Source organism: Rhizobiaceae bacterium (assembly GCA_023953835.1).
Classification (GTDB): domain Bacteria; phylum Pseudomonadota; class Alphaproteobacteria; order Rhizobiales; family Rhizobiaceae; genus Mesorhizobium_G.
In genome coordinates this window covers 3,215,477-3,233,466 of record JAMLJB010000001.1, presented here as the reverse complement: position 1 = coordinate 3,233,466, position 17,990 = coordinate 3,215,477, and the positions used below count along the sequence as shown (strand labels likewise).

Below are 17,990 nucleotides of genomic sequence, written 5' to 3'. Positions count from 1 at the left end.
CTGAATCCTCAAATGCGAGTTACGCGGCACGGCCATGCGCGTCAATGGGAGAGGCGGCGCAGCGCCGCATTGGTATGACAGCGTGCGACGTGCTAGAAGCCACGCCATCCAGTGAGTGCCAGAGGCAGCCATGAACAAGCACAGCCCCCTGAAGGCCGCGATGGGCCATCGCAGCGTCGACGAGATCACCGGATCGCGACGGCTGAGGCGCATGCGCAAGGCGGACTGGTCGCGACGGCTGGTGCAGGAAAGCCGCCTGACGGTCGCCGACCTGATCTGGCCGATCTTCCTCGTGGACGGCGTTGGCGTGCGAGAGCCGATTGCGGCGATGCCCGGCGTCGAGTGCCTGAGCGTCGACGTGGCGGTGAAGGAAGCGGAACGCGCGGCGCGGCTGGGCATTCCGGCGCTGGCGACGTTTCCGCGTGTCGATGCCTCGCGCAAGGACGTGACGGGTTCGCATATCCTCGACGCCGACAACCTCATCAACCGCGCCACGCGCGCCATCAAGGAAGCCGTGCCGGAAATCGGCGTCATCACCGATGTCGCGCTCGATCCGTTCACCGACCATGGCCATGACGGCATCCTGCGTGACGGTGTCATCGTCAACGACGAGACCGTGGAGCAGGTCGCCGCGGCTGCCGTGTTGCAGGCGGCGGCGGGCGCGGACATCATCGCGCCCTCCGACATGATGGACGGGCGCATCGGCGCGATCCGCGAGGCGCTCGACGCTGGCGGCTTCCAGGACGTGGCGATCATGTCCTACGCGACGAAGTTCGCCTCGGCCTTCTACGGTCCCTATCGCGAGGCGATCGGCACCAAGGGCCTGCTGAAGGGCGACAAGAAAACCTATTATCTAGACCCGGCGAACGCCGCCGAAGCGGTGCGCGAGGCCGAGCAGGATCTTGCCGAAGGCGCGGACATGCTGATGGTCAAGCCCGGCCTGCCCTATCTCGACATCATCCGCACGCTGAAGAACGAGTTCAACGTGCCGATGTTCGCCTATCAGGTGTCCGGCGAGTATGCGATGATAAGGGCGGCGGCCGAGAATGGCTGGATCGACGGCGAGCGCGCGATGCTGGAAAGCCTGCTGGCGTTCAAGCGCGCGGGATGTGACGGCATCCTGACCTATTTCGCGCCGGAAGTCGCGAAATTGCTGGCTGGCGAGCGCGCTTGAATGCGGACGTGAAATGCCCATTTATGCGGCATGGACAGAGTGGAGCGCCTGCCGATGAACACTGAAACCTATGCGGCAAACGCGCCGTTTGCGCTGAACGATCCGCGCGCCCTCGACGGCGTGCTGACACGGCGCATGATGGCGTTCGTGATCGACTACCTGATTGTCGGAGCGATGACGATTGCGCTCGCGGTGGTGTTCTTCCTGCTGGGCGTCGCAACGCTCGGCGCGGGCTGGCTGCTGTTCTTCGTGTTCGGCCCGGCCACCGTGCTGATCGTGCTGACTTATATCTGGCAGACCATGGGCGGCCCCAACCAGGCGACGGTCGGCATGAGGATGATGGGGCTGCGGATCTACCGCATGGACGGCTCGCCCATCGACGGCATGACGGCTGTGGTGCATTCGGTGCTGTTCTGGGCGGGCAATGTCGTTCTCACGCCGCTGATCCTGCTGGCAACGCTGTTTACGGACTACAAGCGCACCGTTCACGACCTGCTGCTCGGAACGGTCGTGCTGCGCGACAATATCTAACGATCCATCATCTAACGATTCATCCGGTTCCAGGCGTCGAGGCCCGCAATCTTGTAGGCCTCGGCAAGCGTCGGATAGTTGAAGGTGTTGTTGACGAAGAAGTCCACCGTGCCGCCGAGATTGATGACAGCCTGCCCGATATGGACCAGCTCGGTCGCACCTTCACCAACGATATGCGCGCCCAGCAGGCGGCGCGTGTCCTGATCGAAAATCAGCTTCAGGAAGCCACTGTCAACGCCCATGATGTGGCCGCGCGACGTTTCGCGGAAACGGGCGACGCCGATTTCATAGGCCATGCCGCTGCTTCGAATTTCCTCCTCCGACTGACCGACGGTCGAAATTTCCGGCACCGCATAGATGCCGTACGGAAAGGTCTCCGGCGCCGGAGGCAGCGACACGCCGAACGCGTGGCAGGCCGCCACCCGGCCCTGCTCCATTGCCGTTGAGGCAAGGCTCGGGAAGCCGATGACGTCGCCCGCCGCATAAATGTTCGGAACCGTGGTCTGGAATGTCAGGGGGTCCACCTTGATGCGGCCCCGGTTGTCGGCCTCGATACCCACTGCATCGAGCCCGAGCGATTCCACATTGCCGCTCCTGCCCGCCGCATAGAGCACGACTTCCGAGCGCACGACCCGCCCGTCGGACAGCATGACTTCGGCCTGCCCGTTCTTGACTTCGATGGACTTGGCGGCGGTGCCGAGCCTGAGTTGCATTCCGCGGTCGCGCATCTGGTGCATGAAGTCGTCGACGATCTCGCGGTCGATGAAATCGAGTATCGACGTGCGCGGCTCGATCAGGGTGACCGGCACGTCGAGCGCCGAAAATATGGTCGCATATTCGACGCCGATGACGCCTCCCCCGATGACCGTCAAGGTGCGCGGCAGCCGTTCGATCTCCAGCATTTCGTCGCTGTCGAACACATGCTTGCGGTCGAACGGAACATCCTTGGGCCGATGGGGGCGGGTGCCCACGGAAATCAGCGCGTGATCGAAGGCAAGCGAACTGGTGTCGCCGTGATCGTTCGTCAGGGTCAGCAGGTTCGGCTCGGCGAAGCGCGCGCCTGCCCGCATGTTGCGCACGCCATTGCGCATGAACTGATGCTGGAGCACCTCGACCTCGTGGTCGAGCGTCTTGTGCAGCCGCTGCACGAGATCGGTGATCGAAATGTCCTGCTTGACGCGATAGCCGCGTCCGTAGAAGCCGCGCTCGCGCCAACCAGAAAGGTTGAGTACGGTTTCGCGCAAGGTCTTTGACGGGATGGTTCCGGTGTGCACCGAAACGCCGCCCAGACGGCGACCCCTGTCCACCACGACCACGGACTTCCCGAGCTTTGCGGCCTGGATTGCCGCGCGCCGCCCGGATGGACCGCTGCCGATCACAACGAGGTCGAAATGGTCCATGGTTGTCCCCTCATGGATTTCGCACTTGCGAAGATAAAGACAGATTGCGGCAAGGAACTATGGATTTCAACGGTTGAACGCGTTGTGCAGTGCATTATATTTTGAATGAACCCGGGCAGAAATATTGAATTGCTTAGCCGAATAGCTCTGCCCATCATCCGCAAGTTTCGAATTCAGGCGCTTCACGATTCGCGAGGCTGGCGCTATAGTTTGACAAACACATGACCCAGCAACCGATCCACTCGCCGCAATTTTTTCTGACCGCGCCGTCGCCCTGCCCTTATGTGGAAGGGCAATTCGAGCGGAAGGTTTTCACGCATCTTGTCGGCGAAAAGGCCCCCGAACTGAACGATTTGCTGACGCAGGGCGGTTTCAGGCGGTCGCAGAACATCGCCTACCGACCGGCGTGCGAGAACTGCCGCGCCTGCGTTTCGGTTCGCATCCTTACCAGCGAGTTCGCGCCGACGAAGAACATGAAGCGCATCCTGCGCCGCAACGCGGACCTGATCGGCGCGATGCATGACGCCGAACCCTCGACCGAGCAATATTCGCTTTTCCGCCAATATCTGGACGCGCGTCACAAGCGCGGCGGCATGTCGGACATGACCGTGCTGGACTATGCGATGATGGTCGAGGACACGCATGTCGACACGAAGGTGATCGAATACCGCCGACGCGGCCCGGACAGCTTCATCACGGGTCGCGGGGAAGGCGAGTTGATCGCAGTGGCGCTGACGGACCGCATGGCCGACGGCCTGTCCATGGTCTATTCCTTCTATGATTCCGGGATGGAGGACCGCTCTCTCGGCACGTTCATGATCCTCGACCATATCAGCCGGGCGCGCGCGGCTGGCCTGCCCCATGTCTATCTGGGCTATTGGGTGAACGGTTCGCGCAAGATGGGATACAAGGTCCGCTTCCTGCCGCAGGAGCATCTGGGACCGAAAGGCTGGGAGCGCTATGTCCCGCCCGATGCCGAGCGTGATTGAACGAGCTTCACGCTTCAGCTTCGGAGTCGATTGCACATGAAAAGCAAGATTGCCGTCTTTGACCTCGACGGAACTCTCATCCACACAGCTCCTGACCTGCTGGACGCACTGAACCATAGCCTTGCGGGCGACGGGCTGAGCGCGGTTGCCGCCGAAGGCTTTCGCCAGGCGCTGGGCTCCGGGGGCAAGGCAATGATCGAAAGCGCGCACCGCGCACAGAACCGCCCGCTCACGCCCGAAGCCCTGGAACGTATGTATGGCGCTTTTCTGGAGCACTATTCGGGCAATATACCGGGCAAGTCCCTGCCCTTTCCCGGGGTGCTCGACACGCTCGACCAATTGAGTTCAGCGGGCTATTTGCTTGCGATCTGCACAAACAAGACCGAAGCGCTGGCGCTCAGGCTGATCGAGGGGCTGGGCCTGCGCGAACGATTCGAGGCCATCTGCGGGGTTGACACCTTCATGCATTGCAAGCCGGACCCGCGCCACCTGCTGGAAACGATCGAGATGGCGAACGGAAATCCGTCGCAGGCATTGATGGTGGGCGATTCGCGTACGGACATCGACACGGCGAAGGCGGCGGGCATTCCCGTCATCGCCGTCGATTTCGGCTACACGGACATCCATGTGAGCGCGTTTGAGCCGTCTCTGGTGATCTCGCACTACCGGGAATTGACCGTGGAACTCGCGGACCGGCTGATCGCTGCGGGAAATGATAACCGGCATCCTTGACTTGTCGAAAGGCGACCCCTTATATGCCGCCCGTTCCGGGGCGCTTGCCGCCCCTGACGGGCGATTAGCTCAGCGGGAGAGCACACCCTTCACACGGGTGGGGTCGTAGGTTCAATCCCTACATCGCCCACCATTCTTCCTCCTGTATCTACAAATTCTTGGGGCGAAAGCGGTTTGTAGCCGAGCCGGGTTGTGCACGGGCTTATGGCCGCTAATTCAAACGTTGGCGGTGACGTCGGATTGATTCAGCCTTACTATCCGGACATGCCCGGAGGGAACATGAACACTCTAACCATGGTGTTTCTGGCCAGCGCTGCCATCTGTTTCTCGGGGTGGCTCTTCCTGCGACTGCGGACAGTTCGCAAGCCCGTTCTGCAAGGGGATGAACCGCCCGAAATCGAAACAAATTTCCGATGGACCAATCCCGGTCGTGTTTCCTACGAGTCCGACCGGTACGGCTGGAACGTTCCTATCCGGGAGGAACGCCCTGGCATCAATGTCAAAGTCGAGCGCGAAAGACGGGAAGCCGATTTCACAAGAGAAAGCGTAGAACCATTCGCGGATGCGGATATTGAAGATTCCGACTACCTCGAAGTGCCGTCCTTTCTGCGCCCGAAGCGTGACGATACGGCACGACGACGCGACGCGCCTCCAGCCGCACGCCCATCCCAGGTCGTGGTGCACGTTGAGCATATCCGCGCACTTCGCGAAGTAACGCAAAAGCCCATCAAAGCTGAAAAGCCCATGCCCGCACCCGTGCCGATGGCCGCACCGGCACAAAAAACCGCAGAGCCTGTGCAGGCCACCCCGGCCGCTGCCGCTCAGCCGAAAACCTCAAACAAATCCGCACCCGTCGTCGCCGACCACCCGTTGGGAAGGATATATTTCGATCCCCCCACAAAGATGACTGAAGGCGAAGTGACGGATATGTTCGTCCTCATCGTCTCGCCGACGCACATAGGTACCGTTCGTTTTGCAGACGTCACATCCAGCAAGCGTTCGCCCCAGACCGCTGAAGTGGCGGCACCCGGTTTGATGTTCGCGAAAGTCTATGCCGATCCGATGGCGCTTCAGGTCATTGCACTGGGCAACGACCCGGTAAAGATCGATTCAGCACTCGGATACGGCCAATGGCAGTGGCGCTTGCGGGCGCTTCAACCCGGCAATCACAAGATCACGGTACGGGTCAGCCATGCGCGGGCGATTCCGGGCGGCGGCGGCCTATATGCCGAAGACGTTGTCGCGTTGAACCGCGATATCATCATAAGTGTAAGCAAGAGCAGGGTTGCAAGGGCCTGGCTCTTGTCTGCCGCAGGGGTGTTGGTCGGGGCAGCCGCCTCTCAAATGGTTGAAGGCGCGACGCCCCTTGTCCGCAACGAGGCATATGGCCTGCTTGGGTGGGAATTGCCGGTTGACGAGGCCACCGAGCCGGCCGCGCCTTTGCCAGTCGACCCTAAGCCGACAAATGCCCACTAGAGCCGACGCGGTTCAGCCGTCAGCGACTTTTGTGCCTTAGCGAGGCATAGCGGGCCGCCTGCCGATCCATCCGCTGCATGCCCTCACTCGTCGGAAGAACCATGTCCAGCCGGGGATTTGCATGCTCGACATCGACGCGCGTGCCGTCCAGCGCGCGACGCGCAAGCATGGCCGCGCCCACGATGCCGGCATCGACATGTCTGCGCCGCAGCACGGGAAGCCCGAACGCATCCGCCTTCAATCCAAGCCAGCGGGAGGATCGCGCAGATCCACCCGCCACGGTGATCGCCTCGCAACCCGCTAGGTCGATGCCGCTGGAAAGGACCGCCTGCCGCGTTTCGAGAACGATCCCCTCGACCGCCGCGGCGGCAAGGCTTGCGGCATTGTCGGCATAGGTCAGGCCCACGACCATGCCTGTCGAATCAGGGTCGAAGTCGGGCGCGCCGGTCGTCCCGAATGTCGGAACCACCAGAAGCCTCTCGGGCCGTTCGCAATCATCCACGAATTGCTCGATCCTGTCCGTGTTCAACAGCCTTGAAAGCCAGCTCAACACCCGTCCGCCGTTAAGGTTCGGCACGGTGCGCATATAGACGCCGTCATCTACCTCGTATTGCGGAAGCGCGGAAGCCTGCGACACGTCGCTTTTCAGTGTCGCGAAGCTGTCGACCGTTCCTGTCGACCACATCGGAATTGCAGGCGACGCGCCCGTGCCGACGGCGGCGCAGAACTGGTCGTGGCCGCCGCTTGCCACGACGATGCCCGCAGGCAGGCCCCATTCATTGCCTCGTGCGGTCGTTCCAAGCACCCTGCCCGGCAGCGAGACCGGCGGCAAGCTTGCCGCGTCGATCCCGAGTACGTCGAGTATCTGCGACGACCACTCCCGCGCGCGCAGTTCCAGCATCATCGAGCGGGCAGCGAGCGAAAGCGACATTTGCGGCCTGACGCCGAGCGCGGCGACGATCATGTCCTCGAACGTCAGGAAGCGCGCGGGGCGCAGGCCCGCCCGGAGATGGTGGCCGACGACATTCGCGGCCCATGTGTCCCGCATCGGCAGGCCGGTAGTCTCGTGCAGCAAGGCCGGATCGATGCGCTCCGACCACCATTGGCGTGCGCCCGAAAGCCGCGCGTCGCCGTTCAGAATCGCGTCCGCGAGCGGATGGCCGTTCGCATCGACGGGCACCAGTATTTCGCCGACGCTTGCGATCGAAAGCGCGAACCGCGCATCCTTGCAGGTGCGGGACGCAGCCTCGAAACACTCTCCGATGGCCTCGCGCGATTTCGCAAGGACGTCGCGGACGGACAGTGTGACCTCGCCGCACGGTCCGCGCGTCTCGCTGTAGGACCTGCGGCCCTCTCCTGTCGCGATCCAGTCCTCATTGAAGGCCGTCGCCTTGACGGCGGACGACCCGATGTCCACGCCGATGACGCAGGCCTGCGTCATCTGGCGGCGCTGGCAACCGCTCCGTAGCCGCGCACAAGGTAGGGCTTGGCGAGCAGCGCCTTGATGTCCGCCCCGCGATCCATGGCAACCAGCGTGAAATAGGCTGAATCGTTCACGACGAAGGAACGATGCGTCGCCTGGTCGAGGCTGCCTCCTCCGACGAAAAGCCCATGGCCGCGAACCATGACCGCCGGATAGGTTTTCATCGCCGCGGCGACATTGGCCGCGAACGCCTTCGATGCGGTCGCAACCTCGAATTCCAGCACCGGAATGACGCCGGGCAGTGCGCCGTGCCCCTCGATCTGCATGGGATAGATCGCGTCCAGCAGGAAGCTCACGGCGATTGCATCGCGCGGATGGCAGTGCACAACCGCCTCATAGCCCGTCTCGTTGTAGATCGTCTCGTGCACCACGGATTCGCGCGAAAGCTGGGACCTGTCGCCGCTTCCGTCGAGAGGCGCGCGTATGATGTCGTGGAGGTTCATGTCGTGGCACATGCTGCGCGTGCGGGTGATCCACATCGCATCGCCGTCCCGCACGCTCATATTGCCGGAATGGCTGTTGTTCAAATTGCCCACGAACAGCGCGCTGCCGCATCTCTGGAATGCGTTGAGCAATTCCGCATTGCAGGTTGCGTCCGAAATCTTGCCCCAGGATGTCATGTGGAAACCTCGCTCTGGAACGGCACCGCCTTCGGTCCGTTCATTTCTTGGATGGCGCCTTTTTGGACACCGGTTGCGCGATGCCCTGGGCGGCTTCCTGCCGCTCCAGCCATTCGACGAATTTGCGCCCGCCCTCAAGCAGGTCCATAACCACGGCGTGCCTGAGCGCCTCGGGGTCCTTCTTGCGCAGCGCATCGATGATGTTGAGATGCTGGTGACGGTCGTCATAGGTCGGATGGCCATCGGGATAGAGGAAGGTGAGCATCGGCCCGACCTGCACCCACAGCTTTTCGAGCAGCGCGATCAGTTGTGGCATTCCCGAATGGCGATAGATGCTGAGATGGAAATCGTAATTGTGCAGCAGCGCGTCGTCATAGGCGCGCTCCTTCTCCGCCTTCACCAGCTTCCTGTGCGCCTCCGCGAGACCGCTGATGTCCGCCTTGGTCAAATGGGGAAGCGCCCTGACGGCGGCGAGCGGTTCCAGCTCCTGCCTTATGTCGCGGATTTCCAGATACTCGGCCAGCGACAGGTGCCTGACTCTGATATAGTAGCCTTCCTTCATCTCCAGCGCGCCGTCGCGCACCAGCTGCAGGAGTGCCTCGCGCACGGGCGTTTCGCTGACCTCCAGCGACCGCGACAACTCCCTGATCTTCAGCCGCTCACCCGGCTTGAGGCGCGCGGACATGAGCTGGTAGCTGAGATGCTGGTAGACGCGGCTGGCGAGGTTGAGCCGACCGGTGAGAACGCCGCCCTCAAACGTCTCTTTATTTGTAAGCACTTTATATCCTCCCGCCTTGCGCGAGCTGCCTGATTTCGACCTGAGCCTGTTGCGCAGATGGCGGCACGGGCCGGCACTTGTCAGTCTGCAAGGCGCGAAAAATTAAGAAAAGACCGAGTTTGCGTTCTATCTGCTATCCAACCCTTCGCTTCTGCTCAAGATGTTCTGCAAGGACACGGAACGCGCCGTCGGTCGCCTCAAGCGCCTCGTCGATATCCGCCTCGCGGTGCGCCATGGAAAAAAACATGTTGTGGCGCGGGTGAAGATAGACGCCGCGCCTCAGCGCTTCGCCCGTGAAAAGGAAGCCCTTGGCGTAGTCGGCATCATCGTCGAACAGGATCGTGGGCATCTGCGCCGGGCCGGTCTGGCGGACCCCGATGCCATATCTGGCCGCCTGCGCGGCGATGCCGGTCCTGAACCTTTCGCCGATCCGTTGCAGGTAGCCGATGCTGTCCACCGAACCCAACACCTTCAGCGTCGCAATGGAAGCGGCCATCGAGACGCCCGCCGACCAGAACGAACCGGTCGAGTAGATGCGTGTCGCCGCCTGCCTGAAGCGGTCGGAGCCGGCGACCGCCGCCAGCGCATAGCCATTGGCAAGCGCCTTGCTCCATGCGCTCAGATCCGGGTTCACGCCCAGCGTTTCCCAACTGCACCCCTTCGCGACACGCAGGCCCGCGCGTACGTCGTCGACGATGAGTGCGGCATCCTTCTCGTCGCAGATCGCGCGCACCCTTTGCGCAAAGTCCTTCCGCGCCAGTTGCTGGTCGAACCCGACATCGTGCCGGAAAGCCGAGACCATGATCCCGGCAAGGTCGTCGCCCGCTTCCGCTACCGCGCGCTCCAGCGCGTCGAGATCGTTGTAGGCGAAGTAGATGAGATGGGCGCGATCCTCCGCCGTCACGCCGGCAAGGGAAGGCGAGCACCACGGAATGGCGCCGTGATAGGCACCGCTTGCAACGAGGATCTTCCTGCGGCCGGTCCCTGCGCGCGCGACTGTCAGGCACACCGTCGTGGCATCCGTCCCGTTCTTCTGGAAAAGCGCCCAGTCGGCATGCTCAACCCTGTCGGTGAACAATTCGGCCAGTTCCACGAAGCGCTCCGTGGGACCGTTCAGGCAATCGCCCAGCGCCATCTGCCGCGCCACGGCTTCCTCGACCTCGGGATGATGGTGTCCGAGAATGACAGGACCCCAACTGCACATGAAATCGATGAACTCGCGCCCGTCGACGTCGCGTATCCGGCAGCCCGAGCCGGACTCGAAAAACTGCGGATAGCCGGATGGCAGCGCGGCTGCGTTGAGATGGCCCGTCATGCCGCCGGGCACAACCTTGAGGGCCCGCGCGCGCAGTTCCTGGTCGCGCGTCATGCTGTTGTTTTGATTCATGATGTGACCTTGGTCTCGACCAATTCGTATTGGGCTGATGCCTCGTTGTATGTGACCGCAACCCCGTAGATCTCCTGCGCCCTTTCGGGGCTCAGCCAGCCTAGATTCACGGTTCGCAGGACCCTTTCGGGCGATCGGTTGCGCGGCTCTCCATATCCGCCGCCGCCGCCCGCGAGAAATTCCATCTTCTCGCCGGCGCGGCATGTCTCGATGTTGAAGGCCGGAAGCTCCTTGCGGCTTCCGTCCGGCATGCGCTTGGCGCTGCGGCTCGGCGCTGCCGCCGCTCCGCCGAGCACGCCCTTGGGAGCGATGGTCGACCCGTCCGCCGAATAGATGACCGTCATGTCGTGGCCAACCGGATAGAACACGCCGCCGACGCCGGGCGAACCCTCGAACTCGCCGAACCCTTGGGTGTCGGGCTCGACCCCGCGCGACTCGATGACGAAGGGATACATCGCCTCGTCCACCTCGACGGAATCGAGATTGATCATTCCGCCATTGGCCGGGCCGCAATAGGTCAGCCAGCCGTCATAGCCGTATTTCGCGCCGCCGCCGCCATAGGCGATGAACACCTGGTTCACATAGGGCTGGCCGTCCTTGAAGGGATCGAAGCCCGACACGACGCCGATGCCGACAGGAAGCTGCTGTCCGCCTTCGGCCTGGCCCCAGGGCGGCCCCATCAGCGAAAAGGCCGCGCTGCCGGCTGCGATCAGCCTGTCGTTGACATTGGTCGTCGCGACGGAGGTGCCCACCGGATAGCGCGGCTTACCGACCACCGAGCCTTCGCGCATGAGCACCTTGACGCGGCTCGAACTGCCGTGATTGTGCGGAATTTTCGCATCGATATTGTTGAACAGGCTCATGCGGCATGCGCCTGTCGTGGTGTTTTCCGTAAGGTTCAGGCCGCCCGGCACATTGTCGATATTGTTGCGGACATCGACGGTGATCGTGCCCTCCTCCGGCTCCACCGTGATCTCGACGCGCACGGGTATGCCGTCCTCCGCCACGCCCGGCACCGGATCGTGCTTCGTTTCGTATTTGTAGACCCCGGCGGGCAGCTTGCTGATTTCGGCAATGGCCATTCGCTCGCCATACTCGAACCAGTCCTCGATGAAATCGGCGATGACGTCATGGCCATATTTGCCGAGCAATTCCGTCAAGCGGCGCTCGGCGGTCTTGCACGCGCCGATCTGCGCCTGAAGATCGCCCAGCCACAGGTTGGGCACGCGGTTCCTGACCATGCCGATGCGAATGACGTCCTCGATCAATTGATGGTCGCGCGCGATCCGCACGCAGGGGAAATGGATTCCCTCCTCATAGATCGTGCGGGCAAAGGGCAGATAGGTGGTCGGAACCGGCGCGCCGGTATCGGCATGGTGCGACAGCGCCATGGCCCAGAACAGCGGCTTGCCTTCGAAGAAACAGGGAATGGCCAGCGTCATATCGGCATGGTGCGTCGATCCGTGAAACGGCGAATTGTTGAGGAACATGTCGCCGGGGCGAATGTCGTCGAACAGTTCGGTGATCGGGCTGGTGACCAGGTTCATGGACGCAACGTGGATCGGCAACGCGTTCTCGGTCGAGACGATGCGATGATCGTAGGTCAGGAGCGCGCAACTGAAATCGCGCGCGTTCTTGATAACCGCCGAGCGGCTGGCCTTCATGACCACGAGCGTCATTTCCCGGACAATCGCCTCGAAGCGGCTTTTCAGGACCGCCATCAGCATCGGGTCGTTGCGCATCCCGACTGAGGATTTCGGTTCTTCGACGGTGCCGTGCATTCTCAGGTTCCTTGTTGCCGTTATTCGCCGCGTCACGCGACTTCGACGAGGAGATTTCCGTAGGCGTCGGCCTCGGCCCGATGTCCCGACTTGATGAGCGCGGTAAAGGTTTCGCTCTCGATCAGGCAGGGGCCTTCAAACACCGCCTGCGCCAACACCTGGCTGCCGTCATAGACTGGGAGATCGACGGCCTCGGAGCGCTCGTGCAGGTAGACCCTGCGCCGGTTCTTCGCGACTGCCGTTCCGCTCTTCGCCGGCAGTTTGAAATCACGGTAGAGCGTCTGCCCCGGTCGCGACCCAATCGCCCGCACCTTCCAGGTGATGAATTCCACCACATCCTCATCCGCGCGGATCGAATAGATGCGTTCGTGGATGCGGTGGAAATTCTCGACCAATTGCGGCAGGTCGTCGGCGGTCAGCGCTTCCGGCCGTTCGAAGCCGACCTCGATTTCCCACGATTGGTATTCGTAGCGGCCCATGAAGGAATATTCGAACCGCCTGCTGTCCTTCGGAATGCCTGCGCCTTCGAGGAAGCTGTCGCCCTCGCTGCGCAGCCTGTCCAGCGCCGCATTCACGGCGTCGGGCACAAACTTGCGGCTGTCGGTCTGGCACACGCCATTCTGCTCCCAGCGTATGTCGGAGATCAGGCCGCCGAAGGCGCTCAGCCCCGCCACGTAGCGCGGGATCATGTAGCGCTTCAGGTTGAGGATGTCGGCCATCTCGGCGATATGGCAGGGCGTCGCCCCGCCGCCGCAGACGAAATAGCTTTCCCTCGGGTTGAGCCCTTCGCGGATGGTAATTTCCTCGATGGCCGCGACCATGTTGTGGTTGCTGGTCGTGTGGATCGCGTAGGCCGCGTGCGTCAGGCTGGTGCCCAGCCGGTCGGCGATCTTCTGCACCGCGGCTTCCGCGAGATCGCGACGAAGCTTGATGCGCCCGCCGAGAAAGAAGTCCGGGTCGATGATGCCGAGCACGACATTGGCGTCGGTGACGGTCGCCTCCGTGTTACCGTTGCCGTAGCAGGCGGGACCCGGCCACGCCCCGGCGCTTTTCGGGCCGACATGCAAGAGGCCGCCCTGATCGACATGAGCAATCGAGCCGCCGCCGGCGCCCACCGACCGCACATCCACTTTAGGAATGCCGAGCGAGTCGTTGTGGATCATGGAATCCGGCGTGACGATGATCTGGTGGTTGCGCAGCGCCGACACGTCGAATGTGGTGCCGCCCATGTCGCCGACGATCACGTCCTCCTCGTCGGTCAGCGCAAGCGCGGCCATCGGCGCGAGCGTCGGCCCAGACATGACGCTGTAGATCGGGCGCTTGATCATATCGGAAACGGGCATCATGCCGCCGATGCAGTTGGCCAGCAGCAACTGTCCGCCGAATTTCTCGCGCTTCAGCGCCTCCTCAAGCTGCTCCACATAGCCGCGCACGATGGGGCTGATGGAGGCGTCGATGGCTGCCGCGATGATGCGCTTGTATTCGCGCGGCATCGGATTGATCTCGTGGGAAAGCGTGACCGAAACGTCCGGCCATTCGCGGGCAATGATGTCGCGCGCCCTCAGCTCGTGCGCCGGATTGACCACCGACCAGAGAAGCCCGACGGCGATGGCGACCACGCCCTGGCGCTTGAACACCTCGATGGCGTCGAGCACGTCCTGGTCGCGGAACGGCACGATCTCGTTGCCGCGCGCATCGATGCGGCCACCGACCGTGCGGGTGAGATTGCGCGAGATGTACGGCTCGGGATAGTTGATCTCCCATTCGAACGCGCCTTTGCGCGGCCCTTCGCGCAGGACCAGAATGTCCTGATGGCCTTCGTTGAGCAGCACGGCGGTTCGCGCCAGCTTGCGCTCGACGAGCGCATTCGTGGACACGGTCGAGCCGTGCACGATCATGTCTATCCGCGACATGAACTCCAGCGGAGACAGGCCGTAGCCTTCTGCCGCGACGTGAAGCACGTCGATGAAACCGCGATGGAATTCACCGGGGGTGGTCGGAGCCTTGAACAGCGAAATCTTTCCCGTCTCGTCCGAGACGAGGCAATCTGTGAACGTGCCGCCTATGTCGATGCAGGCCTGAAACATGCGGAATTCCTCTACGCAGATCGCTGGGAGCGCTGCGACCAGCGCTCGATAAGAAGGCTAAGGATGACGATTGCGCCGAGGCACATCTGCTGGATGTAGCCGTCGATGCGGACAAGGTTCATGCCGTTCGACAGAACGGTGATGAAGAAAGCGCCGACGAGGGCGGCAAGCGCACCCCCCTCCCCGCCGCGCAGACGCGTGCCGCCGATGACGGCTGCCGCGAAGGTTTCGAGCGTGATCGCAACGCCGATGTTCGGCTCGCCCGAACCGGCGCGCGCCGTGAGCAGCAGCGCGCCGCATGCGGCCAGCCCGGAGCACAGCACATAGGCCATGAACATATGCAGCCTGACGCTGACCCCGGCGACGAAGGCCATGCTCGGGTTCGAGCCGATCAGGTACAGGCTGCGGCCAAGCACGGTGCGCCTCAGCACAAGGCCGGCGGCAGCCAGCAGGACGAGCGCCACGACGATGGGCACCGGAACGCCCAGCACCGTGCCGGTGACCAGCAGCCTGCCAAGCTCCGGCGGAAAGCCAATCACCGGAAAGCCTCCGGTGATGGTCGAGTTCAGCGCCAGCAGGATGTTGAAGGTGCCGAGCGTCACCACGAACGGATTGACCCCGACGCCCGCCACCAGAAAGCCGTTGACCGCACCAACGAGCAGCCCGGCGGCAAGGCCAGCGAGAATGAACACGATGACCGCCACGACCGGATCGGCGATGAACTGCATCATCGCGAAGGACGCCGTGATGCTGACCCAGGACACGGCCATGCCGATGGACAGGTCCAGCCCCGCCGTCAGGATGACGAGCGACTGGCCAAGCGTGAAGATGGCGAGGTAGCTGGTCTGGACAGCGATGTTCCACAGATTTGCGCGCGATACGATATTCGGTTCGTAGATCGCGAAGCCCGCCAGCAGGACCAGCGCCGGAATCAGCGACCGCAACGGCGAAAGCGAAGGGGCGGAAAGCCATGCCCAGATCGAGGGCGAGCGCCCGGATTTCTGTATCGACATCTCAACCATGGCGTCTGCGCGCTCCGTAAAGCAGTTCGATGCACACGGCCGCGATCAGCACCACGCCGAGCACGAGCGTCTGAAATTTGCTGTCGATGCGGATGAGGTTCATCGAGTTGGAGACCAGCGCGAGGAACAGTGCGCCCAGCATCACGCGTTCGGCACGGCCCGTTCCGCCCATCAGCGACACGCCGCCCACCACCGCCGCCGCAATCGATTCTAGCGCCAGCGTCTCGCCGAGCGTGGACTGGCCCGAGCCGATGCGGGCAGTCAGCAATATGCCCGTGATCGCAGCCGTCGCCCCGCTTGCCGCATAGACCCCGATCAGCAGCCAGGTTGCGTTCACGCCCGACAGGCGCGCCGCATTTATGTTGCTGCCGATGGCGTAGACATGGCGGCCAAGGCTGGTGAACCGCTGCATGAGCGCCACCAGCGCCACAAAGGCGACGCCGATCACCGCGACGACGGGCACGCCGAACATCTGGCCGCGACCGACCCCGGTCAGGAAGAAATCGGGAATGCCGTAGATCGGGATGCCCTTGGTGAAATAGAAGGTGACGCCGGCCACCACCGAACTCATCGCCAGCGTCACCATGAAAGGCGACAGCCCGAAAAGGCTGACGAAGATGCCGTTGGCCATGCCGATCAGCGCGCCGCTGGCGACCGCGAGCATGATGGCGAGGATCACCGCCAGAACCGGAAAATCCGGCAGCCATGTAAGCAGCAATCCCATCAGGAACGCCGTCTCCACCGAGGCGAACGCTACTATGACGCCGACCGAAAGGTCGAACCCGCCGACGATGATCACCAGCATCTGGCCGAGCGAGACGATCGAGAGGATCGCCGCGTTGCGCAGCACGTTGATGATGTTGAGATGGTTGAGGAAGCGCGGCTGGATATAGGCCGTCACCGCCGCGGTGACCACGATGAGCAGGATCAGGATGCCGCCGCTCGTGAGCATGCCGACAAGGCGCTCGCGCATGCGCGATTGCTCCGGGGCGCTCATGCCGGCACCGCCACGGCGTCGCTGCCCGCCTGTTTGCTGGCCTTGCCGAAGAAGCACGACAGGATGTTGGCTTCCGTTCGTTCATCGCCGACCAGTTCGTCGACGATCCTGCCTTCGTGCATCACGTAGATGCGATGCGCGAGGTGCAGCACCTCCGGCATTTCCGAGGAGGAAAGCAGCACCGCCGCGCCCGCCTCGGTGAGGTCGCGCATCAGCGCGTAGATTTCCGCCTTCGCGCCGACATCGATGCCGACGGTTGGCTCGTCGAACAGGAACACGTCTATGTCGCGCATCAGCCCCCTGGCGAGCATGACCTTCTGGCGGTTGCCGCCGGAAAACTGCGCAACATTCTGCTCGGGCGCGAGAGGCCGGACGGCGAGGCGCTCGAGCACGGAGCGCACGCGCGTGCGTTCATTGCCGCTGCGCAGCCACCCCCCACCGCCGATGCTCTTCAGGTCTAGCGCCGCCGCCGACGCGTTTTCGCGGACCGGGCGGTTGAGCGCCAGCCCGTCGCGCCCGCGATCTGCGGGGAAATAGCAAACCCGGGAACGCAGCATGCCGCGCGGCGTCTGGTTGACCGGGACCTCGCCATTGACGAGGATGCGACCGGAACTCATTGCATCGATGCCGAAGACGAGGCGCCCGATCTCGCCCTTGCCGCAGCCGACAAGACCCGCCAGTCCGACGATCTCGCCCGCGCAAACCTCGAGCGACACGTTCTTGACACGCTGGTCCTTGCTGCTGAGGTTCTCGATCTCAAGGGCAACCCTGCCCGGCTTGTGGTGGACGGTCGGGTAAAGATCCTCGACCGGGCGGCCCACCATCATCTCGACGAGTTGGGCCTCGGTGACGCCTTTGCCATCCACCGTCGCAACCTTGCGGCCGCCGCGCAACACGGTGATCCGGTCTGCGAGCTGGCGGATTTCGCGCATGCGGTGCGACACGTAGATGATCGCGACGCCGCGCTCCTTGAGCCGCACGATGACGTCGAAGAGCTTGTTCGCGTCGGAATCGGTCAGCGATGCGGTCGGTTCGTCGAGGACCAGAATGCGTGCCTCGCCGAACAGCGCCTTGGCGATCTCGACCATCTGCCGCTCGGCCCGCGACAGCGCACCGACATTCGCGCGAACCGGAATGTCGAAGCCGAGCCTCGCCATGAAGGCGGCGGCCTCGGCGCGCATCTGTCCGCGCCTGAGAACGCCGTAGCCCTTCTTTTCGCGGCCGAGAAAAAGGTTTTCCTCCACGGAAAGGTCGGGAATGAGGCTGAATTCCTGAAACACGGCGGCAATGGCGGTCGAGCGCGCGAGCGCCGGAGTCATCCGGGCAATGGTTTCCCCGGCCAGCCGATATTGCCCGCGATCCGGCTGGAGATTGCCGGTGATGATATTGATCAGCGTGCTCTTGCCGGCGCCGTTTTCGCCGAACAGCACGTGGACCTCGCCCGGGCGAAGGTCGAAATCGACTTCGTCGAGCGCCAGTGATCCGCCGAACTGCTTCCTGACATTTGATAGCTGGAGTATCGCATCGGTCATA

Annotated in this window: 15 protein-coding genes and 1 tRNA gene; 6 read left to right on the top strand and 10 right to left on the bottom strand. The window is 63.0% G+C overall.

All coding sequences use genetic code 11. The annotated features are described in order from the left end of the window. Positions 1-130 precede the first annotated feature (130 nt). Complete coding sequence (gene hemB, locus M9924_15125; GenBank protein MCO5065729.1) at positions 131-1,174, top strand: porphobilinogen synthase; 1,044 nt, start codon at positions 131-133, stop codon at positions 1,172-1,174. A 54-nt stretch (positions 1,175-1,228) separates the two neighbouring features. Continuing rightward, the gene (locus tag M9924_15120) at positions 1,229-1,705 is read left to right on the top strand and encodes an RDD family protein (GenBank protein MCO5065728.1); all 477 of its coding nucleotides are present in this window, start codon (positions 1,229-1,231) and stop codon (positions 1,703-1,705) included. An 11-nt stretch (positions 1,706-1,716) separates the two neighbouring features. On the opposite strand, the gene sthA is transcribed toward M9924_15120, so the two are convergent. Continuing rightward, a complete protein-coding gene (gene sthA, locus M9924_15115; GenBank protein ID MCO5065727.1) occupies positions 1,717-3,105 on the bottom strand; it encodes a Si-specific NAD(P)(+) transhydrogenase in 1,389 nt (462 codons plus the stop codon). A gap of 221 nt (positions 3,106-3,326) precedes the next feature. Between sthA and M9924_15110 the strand changes: the two genes are divergently transcribed. The 4 genes from M9924_15110 to M9924_15095 all read left to right on the top strand — a co-directional run bounded on the left by M9924_15110 (position 3,327) and on the right by M9924_15095 (position 6,302). After that, the gene (locus M9924_15110) at positions 3,327-4,094 is read left to right on the top strand and encodes an arginyltransferase (GenBank protein ID MCO5065726.1); all 768 of its coding nucleotides are present in this window, start codon (positions 3,327-3,329) and stop codon (positions 4,092-4,094) included. Positions 4,095-4,130: 36 nt separating this feature from the next. Further along, complete coding sequence (locus M9924_15105; protein ID MCO5065725.1) at positions 4,131-4,826, top strand: phosphoglycolate phosphatase; 696 nt, start codon at positions 4,131-4,133, stop codon at positions 4,824-4,826. Positions 4,827-4,884: 58 nt separating this feature from the next. Continuing rightward, positions 4,885-4,959: transfer RNA gene (locus M9924_15100), tRNA-Val, on the top strand. 71 nt (positions 4,960-5,030) lie between these two features. Then, positions 5,031-6,302, top strand: coding sequence for a hypothetical protein (locus M9924_15095; GenBank protein ID MCO5065724.1), 1,272 nt, complete (start codon positions 5,031-5,033; stop codon positions 6,300-6,302). Between the two features lie 19 nt (positions 6,303-6,321). Here the strand turns inward: M9924_15095 and M9924_15090 are convergent, their stop codons facing one another. The 9 genes from M9924_15090 to M9924_15050 all read right to left on the bottom strand — a co-directional run bounded on the left by M9924_15090 (position 6,322) and on the right by M9924_15050 (position 17,989). Beyond that, the gene (locus tag M9924_15090; protein MCO5065723.1) at positions 6,322-7,743 is read right to left on the bottom strand and encodes an FGGY family carbohydrate kinase; all 1,422 of its coding nucleotides are present in this window, start codon (positions 7,741-7,743) and stop codon (positions 6,322-6,324) included. Next, entirely contained in the window at positions 7,740-8,405 is a 666-nt protein-coding gene (locus M9924_15085) for a class II aldolase/adducin family protein (protein MCO5065722.1), read from the bottom strand. Before M9924_15085 ends, M9924_15090 begins: the two co-directional genes overlap by 4 nt. A gap of 40 nt (positions 8,406-8,445) precedes the next feature. Beyond that, on the bottom strand, positions 8,446-9,183 hold the full coding sequence (locus tag M9924_15080; protein MCO5065721.1) for a GntR family transcriptional regulator: 738 nt from the start codon (positions 9,181-9,183) through the stop codon (positions 8,446-8,448). A gap of 133 nt (positions 9,184-9,316) precedes the next feature. Then, positions 9,317-10,570 (bottom strand): aminotransferase class III-fold pyridoxal phosphate-dependent enzyme, encoded by a 1,254-nt coding sequence (locus M9924_15075; GenBank protein MCO5065720.1) that lies wholly within the window; start codon positions 10,568-10,570, stop codon positions 9,317-9,319. Continuing rightward, on the bottom strand, positions 10,567-12,351 hold the full coding sequence (locus M9924_15070) for a hydantoinase B/oxoprolinase family protein (protein MCO5065719.1): 1,785 nt from the start codon (positions 12,349-12,351) through the stop codon (positions 10,567-10,569). Before M9924_15070 ends, M9924_15075 begins: the two co-directional genes overlap by 4 nt. Positions 12,352-12,383: 32 nt before the next feature. Further along, on the bottom strand, positions 12,384-14,438 hold the full coding sequence (locus M9924_15065) for a hydantoinase/oxoprolinase family protein (GenBank protein MCO5065718.1): 2,055 nt from the start codon (positions 14,436-14,438) through the stop codon (positions 12,384-12,386). A gap of 11 nt (positions 14,439-14,449) precedes the next feature. Next, positions 14,450-15,460 carry an ABC transporter permease gene (locus M9924_15060; protein MCO5065717.1) on the bottom strand — a complete coding sequence of 337 codons (1,011 nt, stop codon included), beginning with the start codon at positions 15,458-15,460 and terminating at the stop codon, positions 14,450-14,452. Then, positions 15,453-16,457 carry an ABC transporter permease gene (locus M9924_15055; protein ID MCO5065716.1) on the bottom strand — a complete coding sequence of 335 codons (1,005 nt, stop codon included), beginning with the start codon at positions 16,455-16,457 and terminating at the stop codon, positions 15,453-15,455. The genes M9924_15060 and M9924_15055 overlap by 8 nt, the downstream gene beginning before the upstream one ends. Further along, positions 16,454-17,989 (bottom strand): sugar ABC transporter ATP-binding protein, encoded by a 1,536-nt coding sequence (locus M9924_15050; GenBank protein MCO5065715.1) that lies wholly within the window; start codon positions 17,987-17,989, stop codon positions 16,454-16,456. The genes M9924_15055 and M9924_15050 overlap by 4 nt, the downstream gene beginning before the upstream one ends. Position 17,990: the final 1 nt, after the last annotated feature.